Raw genomic sequence first — 17,953 nt, 5'->3', positions numbered from 1 at the left:
CTTACATGAGGGCTACAGGTTTGTTCGGCCACTTTGCGCGTGTCGTGGCCTTGGGCGCCGCGCTGCTCGCGTCCGGATGCGCCACCCTGGATAACGCGCCCCCGGCCAATTTCGCCCGCGATGCACGCTGGGCGGTGCTGCCCTTCGCCAACGCCACCGAAACCCCGCTCGCCGGTCAGCGCGCCGCCAGCCTGGCGGCGGCACTGATGCCCAGCCTTGGCGTGGCCGATGTGCGCAGCTATCCGGAACGCCTGGAGGACGACAGCCTGCTCGAACCGGGGCAGGGTGCATCACGCGACAAGGCGCTCGAATGGGCGCGCGGCCAGGAGGCGCGCTATGCACTGAGTGGCACGGTGCATGAGTGGCGTTACAAGGTCGGGGTGGATGGCGAGCCGGTGGTGGGCGTGTCGGTGCAGGTGATCGACGTCGCTGACGGGCGTGTCGTGTGGTCGTCGGTCGGCGCAAAGAGTGGCTGGAGCCGTGAGTCCCTTGCCGGCGTGGCGCAAAAGCTCATGCGCGATCTGATCTCGCCGGCCCTGCGCGCACGCTGAATGCCCTTGCGCCCGTTGTTCGGCAGGCTCCGCAGACTGCTCGCCCCCTACCGGGTCGGCTATTCGGCCGCCGTCGAGATCCTGCTGCTGCCCGGGGTGGCCGTAGCACTTGGGGTATGGCTGAACCCCGCCGACCCCTTCTTCGCGCGTGAAGAGTTTCCGTGGATCTGGCTCGCGCCCCTGGTGCTGGCGCTGCGTTACGGCCCGATGGTCGGTCTGCTCGGTGCCGCCATGGTGTTCCTGCTCTGGTTCGGGCTGATTGGCTACGGCACGGGCTGGAACGCGCTGCCGAAATCGTATTTCCTCGGTGGATTGATTACGGTGATGCTGGCCGCCGAGTTCTCGTCCGTCTGGCGCGGCCGGGTGCGCCGCGCGGAGTCGATGCAGGACTACCTCGACGAACGGCTCGACGGGCTAACGCGCAACCACTATCTGCTGCGCCTCTCGCACGACCGGCTGGAGCAGGAACTGCTGTCGCGCCCGGTGTCGATGCGTGATGCGCTGACTGGGCTGCGTGCGCTGGTCGGGCAGGCGCAAGCAGGGCAGGCGTTGCCGGCCGCGAGTGAATTCCTGCGCCTGACGGCCCAGTATTGTCAGGTGGACCGCGCAGCGCTGGTGCCGCTGCGAAATGGAAAGCCGAGCGCAGCGGAAGCGGTGTTTCTCGGCGAGGCATTCGAGGTCGTCGTCGACGATCCGTTGGTGCGGCACGCCGAGCGTGTGCGCGTGCTGGTCCACGTCGCGATCGAAAGCCTGCCGGAGCGGCTCGACAGCCGCTACATTGCGGTGGCACCGGTCAGCGATGCGCGCGGCGAGGTGCATGCGCTGATGTTGGTGCACGCGATGCCCTTCTTCGCGCTGCAGGAGGAAACCCTGCAGATGCTCAACCTGATGCTGGGTTTCTACGGTGACGACCTGTCCAGCACCCAGCTGGTGAGCGAACTCACGCGCATCTGGCCGGATTGTCCGCAGCCCTTTGCGCTTGAACTGCAACGCCTGATCCGCCTGCGGGTCGAATCGGCGGTGCCGAGCATGCTGGTGGCGCTGAGCTTCGCGCCCAACCCGGATCAGAGCGATCTGCCCGAGGCGGTGGCGCGGCAGCGCCGCGCGCTCGATGTGTCGTGGCTGGTGCGGGGTGCGCTGGATCAGCCGAGTGCGCTGCTGGTGGTGATGCCGCTCGCCGGCAGCGAGGCGGTGGACGGCTACCTCGCGCGGCTGTCGCGCTGGATCGAGAACGATCGTGGTATCGGCCTCGATGCGGCGGGTATCCGCAGCCGCTCGTGGCGGATCGGCGATGCGGCTGCGAGCGAACTGCTCGCCCATGTGCTGGAGGCCTGCGATGTCGCAGATCAAGCTCGCGATCTACGCCGTTCTGCTTGAACTCGGCGCCTGGGCGCAGATGTTCGAGGCCGGGCGGCAAACGGATCTCGCGTTCATCGGCTTCATGCTGACCCATTCCGGTGCCAGCGCAGTGCTGGCAAGCCTTGCGCTGCTGATGGTGCCGGCGGACTTTGCGCGACCACGCGTGGCGGTGTGGCTGTTGTTCTTCGCGCTGAGCGCCTGCATCCCGGTGCTCGGCTTCGTCGGCATCGGTGTTGGCCTGTTCGCGCTGCCGTTGATGCCCGCGCTGCGGGCCCGGCGGCGCTTCAACAAGGTTGCGTTGCCGGCGCTCGACCCGCATGAGCGGCGCGATGCCACCGCCTTCCGCCAGGCTGGCCTGCGCCAGTTTCTCAACAACGACCGTGCGCCAGTCGACCAACGCCTGAAGGCACTGGTGGCGCTGCAGAACGCGCCGGCGCAGTTCTCCAGCCCGGTGCTGCGCGACCTGCTGGGCGACTCAAGCGAGGACCTGCGTCTGCTTGCCTACGGCATGCTGGAAACCCGCGAAAAGAAGCTCAACGCACAGATCCAGACGGCACGCGCCGAATACCTCGCCGCCGCGGATGACGCCGGCGCGAGGCAACGCGCTGCACAGCAGCTCTCCACGCTTTACTGGGAACTCGTCTATCAGGGGCTGGTGCAGGGCGACCTGCGACGCCACGCTGCCGGCGAAGCCCTGCGTTACCTTGAAGAGGCGCTGAGCGAAACCGCCGACGCCGGCCTGCATCTGCGCCACGGCCATCTGCTGCATGAGCTCAAACGCGCCGATGAGGCCGAGGCCGCCTACCGGCGGGCCGCCGAGCTGGGCATTCCGCCGCCGCGCGTGGTGCCTTACCTGGCGGAGCTTGCCTTCGAGCGACATGACTACCGCGAAGTGATCCGGCTGCTCGGCGGCTTGCGCGACTTCCGCAGCGTCGCGCGCCTCGAGCCGCTGCTGCGCTTCTGGGGGGCGGCATGAGCGAGCCGGTGTTCCCGAAGGCCGACTCCGCCGACGTTGCCTTGCTGCTTGAAGGCACCTTTCCGTTTGTGTCAGGCGGCGTGTCGAGCTGGGTGAACCAGATCATCCGGGCCTTCCCCGAGATCCGCTTCGCGATCGTGTTTCTCGGCAGCCGCCGCAGTGACTACGGCGCGCCGAAGTACGCGCTGCCCGACAACGTCGTGCATGTCGAGACGCACTTCATGCACGACGATCTGGTGCGTCACGGCATCGAGGTCAAGCCCAGCAAGGGTGACCCGGCCGCGTTCGCGCGGGTGATGATGCTGCACGAGACCTTCCGCCAGCATGGCGCGCGAGACCTGTCCGCGTTTGCCGCACTGGCGCCGGAGCTGGCGCCCGGCGGCTGCCTGCCGCTCGACGACTTCCTGCACTCGGAACAGGCCTGGGGCGTCATCACGTCGAGCTACCGCCGCTTCTGCACCGACCCGAGCTTCGTCGACTACTTCTGGACGGTGCGGATCATGCATCAGCCGCTGTGGATGCTGGCTCGCGTCGCCAAGGACCTGATCCCGGTGCGCGCACTGCATTCGGTGTCCACCGGCTATGCGGGCTTTCTCGGCGCCTTGCTCGCGCGCTCGCGCGGGCTGCCCTTGATCCTGTCCGAACACGGCATCTATACGAAGGAACGCAAGATCGACCTGTATCAGAGCGAGTGGATCCAGGATAACCGCAACGTGTTCCAGCGCGATCCGTCGGAGCTGTCGTACTTCCGCACGATGTGGATCCGCTTCTTCGAATGGCTCGGGCGGCTGTGCTACGACGCCGCCGACCCGATCATCGCGCTGTACGAAACGAACCGGCTGCGCCAGATCACCGATGGCGCCGAGCCCGCCCGCACGCGCAACATCCCGAACGGTGTCGCGGTGAAGCGCATGGCGGCGCTGCGCGAGAAGCGTGCGCCCGGTGTGCCGCCAGTGCTGTGCCTGATCGGCCGCGTGGTACCGATCAAGGACATCAAGACCTTCATCCGCGCCATGCGTATCGTCGCCAACCGCCTGCCGGAAGTGCAGGGCTGGATCGCCGGCCCGGAGGACGAAGATCCGGGCTATGCGCAGGAATGCCGTGATCTGGTGGCGAGCCTCGGGCTGGAGGACAACCTCAAGTTCCTCGGCTTCCAGAAGATCGATGAGCTGATGCCCAAGATCGGCCTCGTGGTGTTGTCCTCCATCTCCGAAGCGCTGCCGCTGGTGATCCTCGAAGGCTACGCCGCCGGCGTGCCGACGCTGGCGACCGATGTCGGATCCTGCCGCCAGCTGGTGTACGGGCTGGACGAGGACGACCGTGCGCTGGGCGCGGCGGGCCGGGTGGTCGGCATCGCCGATCCGCAGGCGCTGGCCGAGGCGGCAATCGAACTGCTGCAACCAGAGGCATGGCAGTCGGCCCAGGCGGCGGGCATCGCGCGGGTCGAGCGCTACTACACCGATGAGCTGATGTTCGGCCGCTATCGCGAGGTCTATCTCGAGGCGCTGGCGCGCAGCCCGGTCGCGCCGGGGGTGGCAAGCTGACATGGCGGGGATCGGATTCGAGCTGCGCAAGCTGCTGCGCAAGGACAATCTGCTCGGCATCCTGCAGGCCTATGCCTATGCGGGGGTGATCGGCTCCGGCCCGTGGGTGCTGTCCATCGTCGGTATCCTGATCGTCGGCATGCTGTCTCATGCCGTGGTGGTGCCGAACTTCCTCGTCACGCAGTTCCAGGTATCGGTGACCTACCTGATCTCCGCGTCGTTGATCTTCACCGGCGCCTTGCAGCTTGCCTTCACCCGCTTCGTGTCGGATCGCCTGTTCGAGCACAAGGACACGCTGGTTTTCTCCAACCTCAACGGTATCTTGCTTGTGACGCTGATGGCCGCCGGCGCGGTCGGCATGCTGCTGGCGCTCACGCTGTTTTCCGGCCTCGCGGTGGTGTACCGCGTGCTGATGCTGGCGGGCTTCGCGTTGATGTGCGGTATCTGGATCGCGACGATCCTGCTCAGCGGGCTGAAGATGTACCGCCAGATCGTCGCGCTGTACGCCGTGGGCTACGGCATCGTGGTGGCGTCTGCACTGCTCGCGCGGCCGTGGGGGCTCAATGGCTTGCTGGCGGGTTTCGTCTTCGGCCAGTTCGTCATGCTGGTGGGCATGTGGATGCTCACCGCGTGGGACTTTCGCTCGCCGCAGCTGGTGTCGTTCGAGTTCGCACGGCGCGAGTCGCGCTACCCCTCGCTGATGTGGATCGGGCTGCTCTACAACGTTGGCGTGTGGGCGGACAAGTTCATGTTCTGGTTCTTCCCCTATACCTCCGACGTGATCATCGGCCCGCTGCGTGCGTCGGTGATCTACGACCTGCCGGTGTTCATGGCCTACCTGTTCATCATCCCCGGCATGGCGGTATTCCTGGTCCGCATCGAGACGGATTTCGTCGAGTACTACGACCGCTTCTACGAGGCGGTGCGCAGCGGCGGTTCGCTGGAGTACATCGAAACGATGCGCGACGAGATGCTCTACGCGATCCGGCAGGGGCTGCTCGAGATCGCCAAGATCCAGACGATTGCGGTGCTGGTTGCGCTGGTCGCCGGCCCTGCCGCGTTGCGCGCACTGGGCATCTCCGAACTCTACCTGTCGCTGTTCTACATCCAGACGGTCGGCGCGAGCCTGCAGGTGGGCTTGCTGGCGCTACTCAACGTGTTCTTCTACCTCGACCAGCGTCGCATCATCCTGTGGCTGTGCGGCGTGTTCCTCGTCAGCAACCTTGCCCTCACCGCGCTCACGCTGCGCCTGGGTGCGCCTTACTACGGCTACGGTTACGCGTTGGCAACACTGATCGCGCTGGCGGCAGGCCTGGTGATGCTCGATCGCCGGCTCGATCGGCTCGAATACGAAACCTTCATGCTGCAGTGAGCGGTGTCGGCGCGCGTGGCCCGGCGCGCTGGCCGCGCCAATCCTCCGCCGTGATCGCGTAGCGCAGATGGTCGCGCCAGCGGCCGCCGATCTTCAGGTAGCGCGGCGAGAAGCCTTCGCGCCGAAAGCCGCCGCCTTCCACCAACGCGATCGATGCGAGGTTGCCCGGCTGGATGTTGGCTTCGATGCGGTGCAGCTTGAGCGCGCCGAACGCGCACTTGAGCAGCAGCGGCAGCGCCGCGCGCGTCCAGCCGTGGCCCAGGTAGGGCGCCAGCGCGTAGTAGCCGAGGTAGGCGTTGCAGAACGGGCCGTAGAAGATCTGGCTGAGGTTGAAGACCGCCGCCGGCGCGCCGGTTGTGCGATCGAACGCGACGAAGCTCTGGAAGTCCGCATCCGCACTGCGCGCCACCCAGCGGGTCAGCGCCGTTTCGCTGGTATCCACGCGTACCCAGGGGTGGTGCAGGCGCCGGCTGTGCTTGAGCGCAAGCAACAGCGCGGGCAGATCGTCCGGCAGCGGGGGGCGCAGGCTGATCCAGCGGTTGTGCGCCAGCGGCATGTCAGAATCGGGGCATGTCATCTCTGCCATGGATGCCTCTGCTGATGCTGTTGGCGGCGCTCGCGTGCGGGCTGGCCGCGGGGCTTGGCGCGCTTGGGCTGTGGCAAGCGCCGGGCTGGCTCGGCGCCGACGGCGCTGCGCTGGCGCTGGCGGTGTCGGCCGTTGCATTGGCCGGCAGCGCGGCGATTCCGCTCGCCATCCGGCGCCTCGTCGCGCGCGACACGCCAGCGGATCAGTAAAAGCCCGCTTCGCCTTCCGGGCGCGTCTTGAAGCGCTTGTGCACCCAGTAGTACTGCGCCGGCATGGTCAGTACATGACGCTCCAGCTCCTGGTTCATGCGTAGCGTGTCGGCGTATTCGTCGTCGCTGGGAAAATCCTGCCACGGTGCGCCGATGGTCAGCTCGTAGCCCTTGCCCCAGGGCAGCATGCGGGTGATGCCGCTGAGCACTTGCGCCCGCGCCATCCGGGCGATGCGCGGCAGCCCCGGCACGGTGGCCGCCTGTACGCCGAAGAAGGGCACGAAGATCGAATCGCGCGGCCCGAAGTCCTGGTCAGGCAGATAGAAGAAGCCATAGCCGCCTTCGCGCAACTTCTTGATCACCGGCCGTACGCCCTCCTGGCGCGAGAACAGCACCTGCTGGCCGAAGCGCGTGCGGCCATGCAGCAGCCAGTGCTCCAGCACCTTGTTCTTCTGCGCCGAATAGATGCTGACCCAGTTCACCTCCGTCGCCAGCCGGGTGCCGGCGGCGTCCAGCGCGCAGAAATGAGGCACCAGCAGGATTGCGGGCGTGCCGCTGTCGATCACGCCTTTGAGGTGTTCGAGGCCTTCCACGCGCACCAGCCGGCGGATGCGCTCGGCAGGCGCAAACCAAAGCACGCCACGTTCGAGAAAGCTGCGTGCGACGTACATGAAGTGTGCGCGGGCAAGCCGCGAACGCTCCACCTGCGACATCTGCGGAAAGCACAGCCGCAGGTTGGTCTGCACCACGCGTCGGCGTGGCACGACGAGCCAGTAGAGCAGCCATCCGAGTACGTTTCCGCACGCCGCCTGCAGCGGCAGCGGCAGCCAATGGAACAGCCACAGGAAAGCGACGACGAGTCGGCTCATCGGTTGGTCCCCCGGTCTTTCATGTTTGGCTCGCCGGCGGGGTCACACCGGGCGGGCATTTGTAGCGGTTGTAGCCCCAAAGGTACTGCGCAGGGCATGTCAGGATCGTGCGTTCGAGGGCCGCGTTGAGTGCTGCCACGCGCACTTCGGCGGGGCCTTCCGGCAGTTCGATCGGCGCGCAGTCGAGCTCAAAGCCACGACCCCAGGGTAGCCGGCGGGCGAAGGCAAGGAAGGCCGGCGCACCGTTGCTGCCGATGAAGCGCGCGGCCAGCGTCATGGTGTAGGCCGGCCGGCCGAAGAAGGGCGCCCAGATGCCTTCGCCTTCGCGTGGCACCTGATCGGGCAGGATGCCGATCGCCTCGCCGGCGCGCAGCGACTTGAGCAGCTGGCGCACCCCCGCCGCATCGGCAGGTACTGCGCGCATGCGGCCGCGGTTGCGCCCGGCGTCCATCAGGGGTGCGAGCACCGCCTTGCGCGGGCGGCGGAAGAGTACGGTGATCGGCGCGGCCACGGCGGCGAAGTACTGCGCCGAAATCTCGAAGCAACCCAGATGCGGGGTCACGAACACGATGCCGCGGCCGGCCCCCTGCGCGTCGAGCACCGCCTGCCAGCGCGCCGTGGTGCGCACCGCGCGGGCCAGCGTGGTCTGCGGACGGATCCACACCCATGCGGTCTCGAATGCGCCTTTGCCGGCCTCGATCGCGTTGGCGAGGCACTCGCCAAGGTGCGAAGGGCGACCCAGCGCCTGGGCGAGGTTGGCGGCGAGCGTGCGGCGGTAACGGCCGGATACGGCCCACACGAGCAGGCCGACGCCGGCACCGAGCCAGTGCAGCAATAAGAGCGGAAGATGGCCGAGCAGGCGGAAGAAGGTGTTCATTGCGGAAGGTGGGAACCCGGTCGGCGTTTGACCGGGCTTTCGGGCCCGAGGGATAATAGCCGATCCGCCGAGTTAAACCGACAACTTGCAGGGCGGGCCGGGGCCTGTCGCAGGCTTCGAAAATTCTGCTAAAGCGTCGCCCGCTCGAAACCCCGGAGCCGGCCGCGACGGCAGCAACGGGGTTTTTTCATTTGGAGCGCGCCATGAGCCAAGACTTCCTCTTCACTTCCGAGTCCGTCTCGGAAGGCCACCCGGACAAGGTGGCCGACCAGATCTCGGACGCCATCCTCGATGCGATCTTCACGCAGGACCGCTACGCGCGCGTTGCCGCCGAGACGCTGTGCAACACCGGCCTCGTAGTGCTGGCCGGCGAGATCACGACGCATGCGAACGTCGACTACATCCAGGTCGCGCGTGACACGATCAAGCGCATCGGCTACGACAACACCGAGTACGGTATCGACTACAAGGGTTGTGCGGTGCTGGTGGCCTACGACAAGCAGAGCCCGGACATCGCACAGGGCGTGGACCATGCGTCGGACGACCACCTGAATACCGGTGCCGGCGACCAGGGCCTGATGTTCGGCTACGCCTGCGACGAAACGCCGCAACTGATGCCGGCGCCGATCTTCTACGCACACCGCCTGGTGCAGCGCCAGTCTGAGCTGCGCAAGGATGGTCGCCTGCCCTGGCTGCGTCCGGATGCGAAGAGCCAGGTCACGTTCCGCTACGTCGATGGCAAGCCGCATTCGATCGACACCGTGGTGCTGTCCACCCAGCACTCGCCGGACATCACCCAGGAGATGATCCGCGAGGCAGTGATCGAGGACATCATCAAGGCGGTGATCCCGGCCGAGCTGCTGAAGGACACCAAGTACCTGGTCAACCCGACCGGCCGTTTCGTCATCGGCGGCCCGCAGGGCGATTGCGGCCTGACTGGCCGCAAGATCATCGTCGATACCTACGGCGGCGCTTGTCCGCACGGTGGTGGCGCCTTCTCGGGCAAGGATCCGACCAAGGTTGACCGCTCGGCCGCCTACGCGGCGCGTTACGTCGCGAAGAACATCGTTGCCGCCGGCCTGGCACGTCAGTGCCAGGTTCAGCTGTCGTACGCGATCGGCGTCGCCAAGCCGATCAACGTGACGGTCTACACCGAAGGCACCGGCGTGATTCCGGACGACCAGATCGCCAAGCTGGTGCAGGAGCATTTCGACCTGCGCCCGAAAGGCATCATCCAGATGCTGGATCTGCTGCGCCCGATCTACCAGAAGACCGCCGCCTACGGCCATTTCGGCCGCGACGAGCCGGAATTCACCTGGGAAGCGACCGACAAGGCCGAGGCGCTTCGCGCCGAAGCGGGCCGCTAAGCCAAACGCCCAGCTTCTACCGCACGAGGCGGGCTGTCGAGAGACAGCCCGCCTTTTTGCATTGCAGCAACACTGGTGTGCATTAGTTGACGTGGATTTGGGTGTGCACACCTAGGTCTGAAATGTTGCAGCGCATACACTGAAAGCCTGCTGGGTAGCTCGATCGTGCCCGTGCAGGAAGGAGGCGATCATGGATGTAGCGATGCCTGTCAGTGGTGTGCTGTTACCGCCTGGAAGACATCACGGGATTGCCCAGACAATCCTTGGCGGATTGGGTGGTCTGTTCGTGCAGGCAACCGATGGCGAACGGGTTACCGGGTTCAAGGAGATCGACGACCCGAAGGGGCACCTGATCCAGCTGACGCCGCAGCGCGTCGGCAAGCGCTGGCGTGTCGTCAGTGTGGGCGACCCACTGCTGCACGCTTGTGTGCTGCCTGGGGAACTGGTGCTCTTCGGCAGCCGCGAAGAGCTCACGGCGCGCATCAGCGACGAACTGCCGAATATGGATCTGGATCCGCTGACCGCAGCGGAGCTCGACGCCTTCTGCGCCAGCCCGGCCTGAGCCGGCCCGCCGTCAGCCCGCGTCGATCAATGCGATGCCGTCCAGCGTCGCGGCGCAGCGTTCGCGGATGATCGCGAGCATGTCCTGCGCAAACGGGCGCTGCATCAGCGGTGCCAGCGCGGTGGCGTGCAGCTCCGACCACAATCCGTTCGGCCCGATCGGTTTTGCGGTGACGTACTGGTAATCAACATAGTTCTTCACGCCCCAGTTCGGTAGCGCGGCGATACCTCGCCGACTTGCCACTAGCTGCATGATCGCCACCGTCAGCTCGGTCGTCCGGCGTTCCAGGTGCACGCCGGCCGGCTGCAAGACCTGGCGGATCAGATCGATGCGTTCTTCGGGCACCGGGTAGGTAATCAGCGTCTCGCCGACGAAGTCCTCGGCGCTCAAACGGCGCTTGCTGCGCAGGCGATGGTCGTTCGGCAGCACCGCGAGAATCTCGAAGCGGAACAGCGGTGCGGTGACGCGGCCGCGTCGCGGTGTGGGCGCCGCGCCGATCACCAGATCCGCCTGGTCCGCATCGAGCAGGCCCATCGGGTCGGCATGGAAACCCGCCACCAGATCGACTTCCACTTCCGGCCAACGGCGCCGGAATTCATCCATCACGGGCATCAGCCAGTCGAAGCAGGTGTGGCACTCGAGCACGATGCGCAATTGCCCGCGCTGATCGTCGCGCAGGCGCATCAGATCGCGCTCCGCTTCGCCCACTGCAGCGATGGTCTCGCGCGCCAGCCGCAGCAGGCGCTCGCCAGCCGCGGTAAAGCGCAAGCCGCCCGGCGTGCGCTGGAACAAGGCCATGCCGAAGTGTGCCTCGACGTTGCGGATCTGATGCGACAGCGCGGATTGGGTCAGATGCACGCGCTCGGCGGCGCTGGCCAGCTTGCCGCTGTCGGCAATCGCAATCAGGGAACGCAGATGGCGGAGCTCCAGCATGGCGTCCTCCGTATGAATTGTATTCAAGTCTATCGGAAAAACTTGCGATTGATGAATGTGCGGCCGCGCCCGAGACTGCATGACCCAACACGATATTGATGCGCCCGACCGATTCCGGCGGGCACGCAGCCCGGAGGCTCCGCATGACAACGATTCACACCCTTGGATATCCGCGCATTGGCGCTCAGCGCGAGCTCAAGTTCGCGCTTGAGGCCTGCTGGCGCGGCGAAACCGATGTTGCCGCGCTCGAAGCCTGTGGCGCTCGCCTGCGCACGGCGAACTGGCAGCGCCAACAGAACGCGGGCCTCACTCGCGTTACCGTCGGCGACTTCAGCTTCTACGACCCGATGCTGGACCACGCACGCATGTTTGGCGCCACGCCGGCCCGTTTCGGTGAGCTGGGCAACCGCCTCGACGCCGTGTTTGCGCTGGCCCGCGGCACGCCATCGCAGCCCGCGCTCGACATGACCAAGTGGTTTGACACCAACTACCACTATCTCGTACCCGAGATTGAGGCCGATACGCCCTTCCGGCTCGACGCATCGGTGCTGCTGGCCGCAGTGCGCGAAGCGCAGGCCCTCGGCCATGCGCCCAAGCCGGTGCTGATCGGGCCGCTGAGTTTTCTCTACCTCTCGCGCAGCGCCACGCCGGGCCATGGGTTGCTGGCCCGCGCCGCGGAGCTGGCCGAGTGTTACGCGAGCCTCCTGGCGGAACTGGCAGGGCTCGGCGTCGAGTGGGTGCAGATCGACGAACCGATCCTCGCGCTGGAGTTGCCGGCAGACTGGCTGGCGGCCTTCGCGCCGGTGTACGCACACCTTGCCGCGCAGGGGCCCAAGCGCCTGCTCGCCACTTACTTCGACAGCGTCAGCGCGCATGCTGATGTGATCCTCAAGCTGCCGATCGACGGCTTGCACCTCGACCTCGTGCGCGCCCCTGCGCAGGTGCAGGCTTTCCTGCCGAGACTGCCGGCCCACTGGGTGCTTTCCGCCGGCATCGTCGATGGCCGCAACGTCTGGCGCTGCGATCTCGACGCCGCGCTCGCCGTCTTGCAGCCGCTGCACGCGCGCTTGGGCGATCGGTTGTGGCTGGCGCCGTCGTGCTCGCTGCTACATGTGCCGCTCACGCTGCAGCAGGAAACGCGGCTCGATGTGGAGCTGCGCAACTGGCTTGCCTTCGCCGACGAGAAGCTTGCGGAGCTCGCCGTGCTTGCACGCGCGCTGGACCACGGCGCTGACGCGGTCGCGGCTGAACTGGCTGTCGCACGTGCGGCGTGCCAGTCGCGCCAGCATTCGCCGCGGGTTCAGGTCAACGCGGTGCGCGAGCGTGTCGCCGCAATCCGCCCGGAGATGGCCCGGCGCGCGAGCCCCTATGCCCGACGCGCGCCGGCGCAGCGCAAACGCTTCCAGCTGCCCTTGCTGCCGACCACGACGATCGGCTCATTCCCGCAGACGCCAGCGATCCGTGCGCTGCGGGCGGCCTGGAAGCGGCGTGAGCTGGGCGAACTGGCTTACCTCGGTGGCGTGCGCGAGGCGATCGCCGATGCGATTGCGCGGCAGGAGGCGCTGGGGTTCGATGTGCTCGTCCACGGCGAAGCCGAGCGCAACGACATGGTCGAGTTCTTCGCCGACAAGCTGTGCGGCTTTGCCTTCACCGAGCATGCCTGGGTGCAGAGCTACGGCTCGCGTTGCGTGAAGCCGCCGCTGATCTTCGGCGATGTGTGGCGGCCGGAAGCGATGACCGTCGACACCGCGCGCTACGCACAGTCGCTGACCGCGAAGCCGGTGAAGGGCATGCTGACCGGCCCAGTGACGATGCTGCAGTGGTCATTCGTACGCGACGATCTGCCGCGCGAGGCGGTGCTCAAACAACTTGCGCTGGCGATTCGCGCCGAGGTGCTGGATCTCGAGGCCGCCGGCATCGGCATCATCCAGATCGACGAGCCAGCCTTCCGCGAAGGCCTGCCGCTGAAGGAAAGCGCTTGGCGTGCGGCACTGGCGGCTGCGGTGCAGGCCTTCGGCCTTGCGGCCGGCGGGGTTGCCGACGAGACGCAGATCCACACCCACATGTGCTACTCGGAATTCAACACCGTGTTGCCCGCGATTGCCGCGATGGATGCGGACGTAATCACGATCGAGACCTCGCGCTCCAACATGGCCTTGCTCGATGCCTTCGGCGAGTTCGAGTATCCGAACGAAATCGGGCCGGGTGTCTACGACATCCACTCGCCGCGCATACCGTCGGAGGCTGACATGCTGCATCTGCTCGAGCGAGCGTGTTCAGTCGTACCGGTCGGGCGGCTGTGGGTCAACCCGGATTGCGGTCTGAAGACGCGCGGCTGGCCCGAAACCGAAGCCGCGCTCGCTGCAATGGTGCGCGCTGCACACGCGATGCGTGCGCGGCTCGCTGAGCACATCAGCGCGCCAGCGAGCGAGCCGGTCTCAGCCTGAGGCTTCGGCGAAATGGCAGGCCACACGGTGGCCGCCAAGCTCGCGTAGCTGCGGTGCTTCGTCGCGGCAGCGCGCCTGCGCCAACGGGCAACGGCTGGCGTAGGCGCAGCCGCGCGGCGGCGCGAGGGGTGATGGCGGCTCGCCGCGCACGATCGCGCGTTCGCCACGTTCCGCCGGATCAAGTCGCGGCGTGGCGGCGAGCAGCGCGCGGGTGTAGGGGTGTAGCGCGGTGTCGAACACCGCTCTCGCCGGCCCTTGTTCGACAACGCGGCCGAGGTACATCACCATCACTTCATCAGCAATGTGTTCGACCACCGCGAGGTTGTGCGAGATGAACACGTAGGCGACGTTCGTCTCTGCCTGCAGATCCATCAGTAGGTTGAGCACCTGCGCCTGGATCGACACATCGAGCGCGGAAACCGGTTCGTCGGCCACCACCAGCTTGGGCTGCGTCATCAGCGCACGCGCTATCGCCAAACGCTGCCGTTGCCCGCCCGAGAACATGTGCGGATAGCGCTCGTAGTGCTCAGGCCGAAGCCCGACGCGGGCCATCATTGCCCGTGCGCGGTCGGCGCGTTCTGCTGCATTGAAGGTGGTGTGTATCTTCAGCGGCTCTTCCAGGATGCTGCCGATGCGTTTGCGCGGATTGAGGCTCGCATAGGGGTTCTGGAACACCATCTGCACCATCGGCCGCAGTTGCCGCAGTGTGGCTTTAGAGGCAGTAGCAAGGTCGTGGCCGTCGAGTACCAGCGTGCCGGCGGTCGGCGTTTCGAGCATCGTGATCTGGCGCGCCAGCGTGCTCTTGCCACAGCCGGACTCACCGACCACCGCCAGCGTGTGGCCGGCCATGACGCCAAAACTCACGCCATCGAGCGCACGTACCACCGCCTTGGCGCGGAACAGCCCCTGCGGCACTTGGTAGTGCCGGCTCAGATCGCGCGCTTCAAACAGGATTTCGCTCATCGCGCCGCCTCGGCCGTGTGGCCTTGCGATGCGCCCTGAGCGTCGAGCGGGAAATGGCAGCGCACCGTGCCGACGCCGCTGGTGACGAGGGCAGGGCGTTCGGCGGCGCAGCGTGCTTCGGCAAATCGGCAGCGCGGCGCGAGCAGGCAGCCGGCGGGGCGGTCGAACTGCCCAGGCACCACGCCGGGCAAGCTCTGCAGGCGCTCGCCACCGCGGTTGTGTTCCGGCAGGGCTTCGAGCAGCGCGCGCGTGTAGGGATGCTGCGGCGCTGTGAAGATCGCGGGCACCGGGCCGGTCTCCATCACTTGCCCGGCGTACATCACCACCACCCGTTGTGCCACTTCCGAGACCACGGCAAGGTCGTGCGTGATAAGCAGCAATGCCATGCCGCGTTCGCGTTGCAGGCGCAGCAGCAGTTGCAGTACCTGGGCCTGCACCGTCACATCCAGCGCGGTCGTTGGCTCATCGGCGATCAGCAGGCGCGGGTTGCAGGCGATCGCCATCGCGATCATCACGCGCTGGCTCATGCCGCCGGAGAGCTGGTGCGGATACGCATCGAGGCGCTGCGCGGCATCGGGAATCTCGACTTGCTGCAGCAGTTCCAGCGCGCGGGCGCGCAGGCTGCGCCGCGAACCGCCTTCGTGTACCGCGAGCGTTTCGATGATCTGATCGCCGACGGTGAAGCAGGGGTTCAGGCTGGTACTGGGGTCCTGGAACACCATCGCGATGTCACGGCCCAGCAGGCGGCGGCGTTCGGCCGCGCGCATCGCGAGCAGGTCGCGGCCGTCGAAGGCCAGCCGCTCGGCGCTGACACGGCCCGGCGCGTCGACCAGCCCCATCAGCGCGAGCGACGCGACGCTCTTGCCGGAGCCCGATTCGCCGACGAGGCCCACGACTTCACCGGCCTCCAGCGTCAGGTCAAGCCCGTCGACCGCGTGCAGCGGCTGACGCGCCGCGCCGAACGCCACCCGCAACTGGCGCACTTCAAGCAGCGCCATCGCTCGCCTCATCCTGCGCCGGCTGCAGCAACGGCCGCGCGAACACCAGCTGTGCCTTGGTCTCGACGAAGCCGCGCGATTTGTAGAAGGCATGGGCGCGGCCGCGCTTGATGTTCGATCGCACCCGAACTTCGGCTACCCCTTGGGTCCGCGCCCATCCCGCGATCGCCTCCACCAGCTTGCTGCCTACACCTTGGCCGCGCGCGGCCTCACCGACCACGAGCCCACCGATCTCGACGAAGGCATCGCTCTCGACGAACTGGCACACGAAGGCGTGCCCCCAACCAAGGATCGCGTCGCCGCGGGTTGCCACGAACGCGGCATGGTCTTCGCGATCAAGAATTGCAGCGAGGCGCGCGATCATGCGGGCGGTCTCAGTCGGATAGCCCAGCTCGCCGGAGAGTGCAGAGACCGCCGGTGCATCGAGCAGCGCCATGCGGCGCAAGCGAATCCTGTCCTCGCTCATCGTTTCAGCTTCGGGTCGAGCGCGTCGCGCAACCCGTCTCCCATCAGGTTGAAGGCCAGCACGGCGACGAAGATCGCGATGCCGGGCAGGGTGACGACCCACCATGCGGACTGGATGAACTCCATCGCGCCGGCGAGCATCGCGCCCCACTCGGAGGCTGGCGGCTGCGCGCCGAGGCCGAGGAAGCCGAGTGCCGCAGCGTCGAGGATCGCGGTCGAGAAACCCAGCGTCGCCTGCACGATCAGCGGCGCAAGGCAGTTCGGCAGCACCGTGATGAACATCAGCCGCAGCGTGCCGGCGCCCGCGATGCGCGAGGCTTGCACATATTCCTTGTCGCGTTCGCTGACCACCGCGGCGCGCGTGAGGCGAACGTAGTGCGGCAGCAGCACGATGGCGATGGCGTACATCGCGTTGATAAGGCCTGGCCCCAGCACCGCGACGACCGCGACGGCGAGCAGCAGTGAGGGGAGCGCCAGCAGGATGTCCATCAGCCGCATCACCGCGGTACCGACCCAGCCGCGCGAGAAGCCGGCGACGAGGCCCAGCAGGATGCCGAAACCGAGCGACAGCGACACCGACACGAGGCCGATGCCGAGCGACAGGCGTGCCCCGAAGATCAGGCGTGAGAGCAGATCGCGGCCGACCGGGTCGGTGCCGAGCAGGAACTCGGCTCGCCCGCCCTCGGCCCATGCGGGCGGCGTGAGTATCGCGTCGCGGTATTGCTCAATTGGCGAGTGTGGCGCCAGCACTTCGGCGAACAGTGCGCAGAACAGCAGCGCGAGCACGACGACGAGGCCGCCCACGGCGCCAGGGTTGCGCGCGAAGTCGCGCCAGAGTTCAAGAAGCGGATGCGTCGGGCGATTCATCGCGGATGCCTGATGCGCGGGTTGATCACGCCGTAGAGCAGGTCGACGACGAGGTTCACGACGATCACCAGGGTGGCCGTGAGCAGGATGCCGCCTTGCACCACCGGGTAGTCGCGGCGGTGGATGGCTTCGATCAGCCACTTGCCGATGCCCGGCCAGGCGAAGATGGTTTCGGTCAGCACGGCGCCGCCCATCAGCACGCCGACCTGCAAACCCAGCACCGTGACGACCGGGATCAGCGCGTTGCGCAGCGCATGCTTTACGACCACCCTGAAAGGCGAGAGCCCCTTCGCGCGCGCCGCGCGAATGTAGTCTTCGCGCAGCACTTCGAGCATCGCGCTGCGTGTCATGCGCGCGAGCGTGGCGAGCGGGATCGTGCCGAGCGCGATGGTCGGCAAAATCAGGTGCGAGGCGGCTGAGCGGAACGCCCCTTCCTCGCCCGAGAGCCACGCATCGATCAGCATCAGCCCGGTGACCTTGGGTGGATCGAACAGGATGTCGAGGCGCCCGGACACCGGCGTCCAGCCCAGATGCACCGAGAAGAACAGGATCAGCAGCAGCGCCCACCAGAAGATCGGCATCGAGTAACCGGCCAGCGACACGCCCATCACGCCATAGTCCACCGGCGTGTTGCGCTTCACCGCGGCGAGCATGCCGGCCGGGATGCCGATCAGCATCGCGAACAGGATCGCGCACAGCGCCAGCTCGAAAGTGGCGGGGAAGCGGTCGAGGAACTCGCGCAGCACCGGCTCGTGGCTGACGATCGAAAAGCCGAGATCACCGTGCAACGCACGCCATACGAATTCGCCGTACTGCACCGGCAGCGGCCGATCCAGCCCGAACTCATGCATCAGCCGCGCATAGCGCTCCGGCTCCATGCCACGCTCGCCCGACAGCGCCTCGACCGGATCGCCGGGGATCATGCGGATCAGCGAGAAGACCAGCAGCGTGATCCCGAGGAAGGTCGGGATCACGACGGCGAGGCGTTTGAACAGGAAGGCGAGCATC

Annotated in this window: 18 protein-coding genes; 9 read left to right on the top strand and 9 right to left on the bottom strand. The window is 66.9% G+C overall.

Annotated features, from left to right (window positions below; translation table 11 throughout):
• Window positions 1-5 precede the first annotated feature (5 nt).
• The 5 genes from JY500_RS19975 to pelG are packed head-to-tail and all read left to right on the top strand — an operon-like array spanning window position 6 to window position 5,802.
• Entirely contained in the window at window positions 6-551 is a 546-nt protein-coding gene (locus JY500_RS19975; RefSeq protein WP_172202518.1) for a penicillin-binding protein activator LpoB, read from the top strand.
• A complete protein-coding gene (locus JY500_RS19970) occupies window positions 552-1,928 on the top strand; it encodes a PelD GGDEF domain-containing protein (RefSeq protein ID WP_206254338.1) in 1,377 nt (458 codons plus the stop codon).
• On the top strand, window positions 1,888-2,886 hold the full coding sequence (locus tag JY500_RS19965) for a hypothetical protein (protein ID WP_172202520.1): 999 nt from the start codon (window positions 1,888-1,890) through the stop codon (window positions 2,884-2,886). The genes JY500_RS19970 and JY500_RS19965 overlap by 41 nt, the downstream gene beginning before the upstream one ends.
• Window positions 2,883-4,430: a GT4 family glycosyltransferase PelF gene (gene pelF, locus JY500_RS19960; RefSeq protein ID WP_172202521.1), complete on the top strand. Its 1,548-nt coding sequence runs from the start codon at window positions 2,883-2,885 to the stop codon at window positions 4,428-4,430. Before JY500_RS19965 ends, pelF begins: the two co-directional genes overlap by 4 nt.
• A 1-nt stretch (window position 4,431) precedes the next feature.
• Window positions 4,432-5,802, top strand: coding sequence for an exopolysaccharide Pel transporter PelG (pelG, locus tag JY500_RS19955; RefSeq protein WP_206254337.1), 1,371 nt, complete (start codon window positions 4,432-4,434; stop codon window positions 5,800-5,802).
• Here the strand turns inward: pelG and JY500_RS19950 are convergent.
• On the bottom strand, window positions 5,789-6,388 hold the full coding sequence (locus JY500_RS19950) for a GNAT family N-acetyltransferase (RefSeq protein ID WP_206254336.1): 600 nt from the start codon (window positions 6,386-6,388) through the stop codon (window positions 5,789-5,791). The two genes, pelG and JY500_RS19950, sit on opposite strands and share 14 nt — an antisense overlap.
• On the opposite strand from JY500_RS19950, the gene JY500_RS19945 reads away from it, so the two are divergent.
• The gene (locus JY500_RS19945) at window positions 6,373-6,597 is read left to right on the top strand and encodes a hypothetical protein (protein WP_206254335.1); all 225 of its coding nucleotides are present in this window, start codon (window positions 6,373-6,375) and stop codon (window positions 6,595-6,597) included. The genes JY500_RS19950 and JY500_RS19945 overlap by 16 nt on opposite strands.
• On the opposite strand, the gene JY500_RS19940 is transcribed toward JY500_RS19945, so the two are convergent.
• A complete protein-coding gene (locus JY500_RS19940; protein WP_206254334.1) occupies window positions 6,591-7,466 on the bottom strand; it encodes a lysophospholipid acyltransferase family protein in 876 nt (291 codons plus the stop codon). The genes JY500_RS19945 and JY500_RS19940 overlap by 7 nt on opposite strands.
• A 19-nt stretch (window positions 7,467-7,485) precedes the next feature.
• Window positions 7,486-8,343, bottom strand: coding sequence for a lysophospholipid acyltransferase family protein (locus tag JY500_RS19935; protein WP_206254333.1), 858 nt, complete (start codon window positions 8,341-8,343; stop codon window positions 7,486-7,488).
• A 203-nt stretch (window positions 8,344-8,546) separates the two neighbouring features.
• Between JY500_RS19935 and metK the strand changes: the two genes are divergently transcribed.
• Window positions 8,547-9,710: a methionine adenosyltransferase gene (gene metK, locus JY500_RS19930; RefSeq protein ID WP_172202526.1), complete on the top strand. Its 1,164-nt coding sequence runs from the start codon at window positions 8,547-8,549 to the stop codon at window positions 9,708-9,710.
• Between the two features lie 190 nt (window positions 9,711-9,900).
• Window positions 9,901-10,272, top strand: a complete 372-nt coding sequence (locus JY500_RS19925) for a hypothetical protein (RefSeq protein ID WP_172202527.1) — start codon at window positions 9,901-9,903, stop codon at window positions 10,270-10,272.
• 12 nt (window positions 10,273-10,284) lie between these two features.
• Here JY500_RS19925 and JY500_RS19920 read toward each other — a convergent pair whose 3' ends face one another.
• Window positions 10,285-11,205, bottom strand: a complete 921-nt coding sequence (locus tag JY500_RS19920; RefSeq protein ID WP_206254332.1) for a LysR family transcriptional regulator — start codon at window positions 11,203-11,205, stop codon at window positions 10,285-10,287.
• A 143-nt stretch (window positions 11,206-11,348) separates the two neighbouring features.
• Between JY500_RS19920 and metE the strand changes: the two genes are divergently transcribed.
• Window positions 11,349-13,652: a 5-methyltetrahydropteroyltriglutamate--homocysteine S-methyltransferase gene (gene metE, locus JY500_RS19915; RefSeq protein ID WP_206254331.1), complete on the top strand. Its 2,304-nt coding sequence runs from the start codon at window positions 11,349-11,351 to the stop codon at window positions 13,650-13,652.
• Here the strand turns inward: metE and JY500_RS19910 are convergent.
• The 5 genes from JY500_RS19910 to JY500_RS19890 are packed head-to-tail and all read right to left on the bottom strand — an operon-like array spanning window position 13,644 to window position 17,952.
• A complete protein-coding gene (locus JY500_RS19910; RefSeq protein WP_206254330.1) occupies window positions 13,644-14,615 on the bottom strand; it encodes a dipeptide ABC transporter ATP-binding protein in 972 nt (323 codons plus the stop codon). The genes metE and JY500_RS19910 overlap by 9 nt on opposite strands.
• Window positions 14,612-15,613 carry an oligopeptide/dipeptide ABC transporter ATP-binding protein gene (locus JY500_RS19905; RefSeq protein ID WP_206254329.1) on the bottom strand — a complete coding sequence of 334 codons (1,002 nt, stop codon included), beginning with the start codon at window positions 15,611-15,613 and terminating at the stop codon, window positions 14,612-14,614. Before JY500_RS19905 ends, JY500_RS19910 begins: the two co-directional genes overlap by 4 nt.
• Window positions 15,600-16,079, bottom strand: a complete 480-nt coding sequence (locus tag JY500_RS19900; protein ID WP_206254328.1) for a GNAT family N-acetyltransferase — start codon at window positions 16,077-16,079, stop codon at window positions 15,600-15,602. The genes JY500_RS19905 and JY500_RS19900 overlap by 14 nt, the downstream gene beginning before the upstream one ends.
• Complete coding sequence (locus JY500_RS19895; protein ID WP_206254327.1) at window positions 16,076-16,945, bottom strand: ABC transporter permease subunit; 870 nt, start codon at window positions 16,943-16,945, stop codon at window positions 16,076-16,078. Before JY500_RS19895 ends, JY500_RS19900 begins: the two co-directional genes overlap by 4 nt.
• A complete protein-coding gene (locus tag JY500_RS19890; RefSeq protein WP_206254326.1) occupies window positions 16,942-17,952 on the bottom strand; it encodes an ABC transporter permease subunit in 1,011 nt (336 codons plus the stop codon). Before JY500_RS19890 ends, JY500_RS19895 begins: the two co-directional genes overlap by 4 nt.
• Between the last annotated feature and the right edge of the window lies 1 nt (window position 17,953).

It is taken from the genome of Niveibacterium microcysteis (assembly GCF_017161445.1).
GTDB classification, from domain to species: domain Bacteria; phylum Pseudomonadota; class Gammaproteobacteria; order Burkholderiales; family Rhodocyclaceae; genus Niveibacterium; species Niveibacterium microcysteis.
Note: the sequence above shows the minus strand (reverse complement) of the source record. Positions and strands in the feature narration are given on the sequence as shown.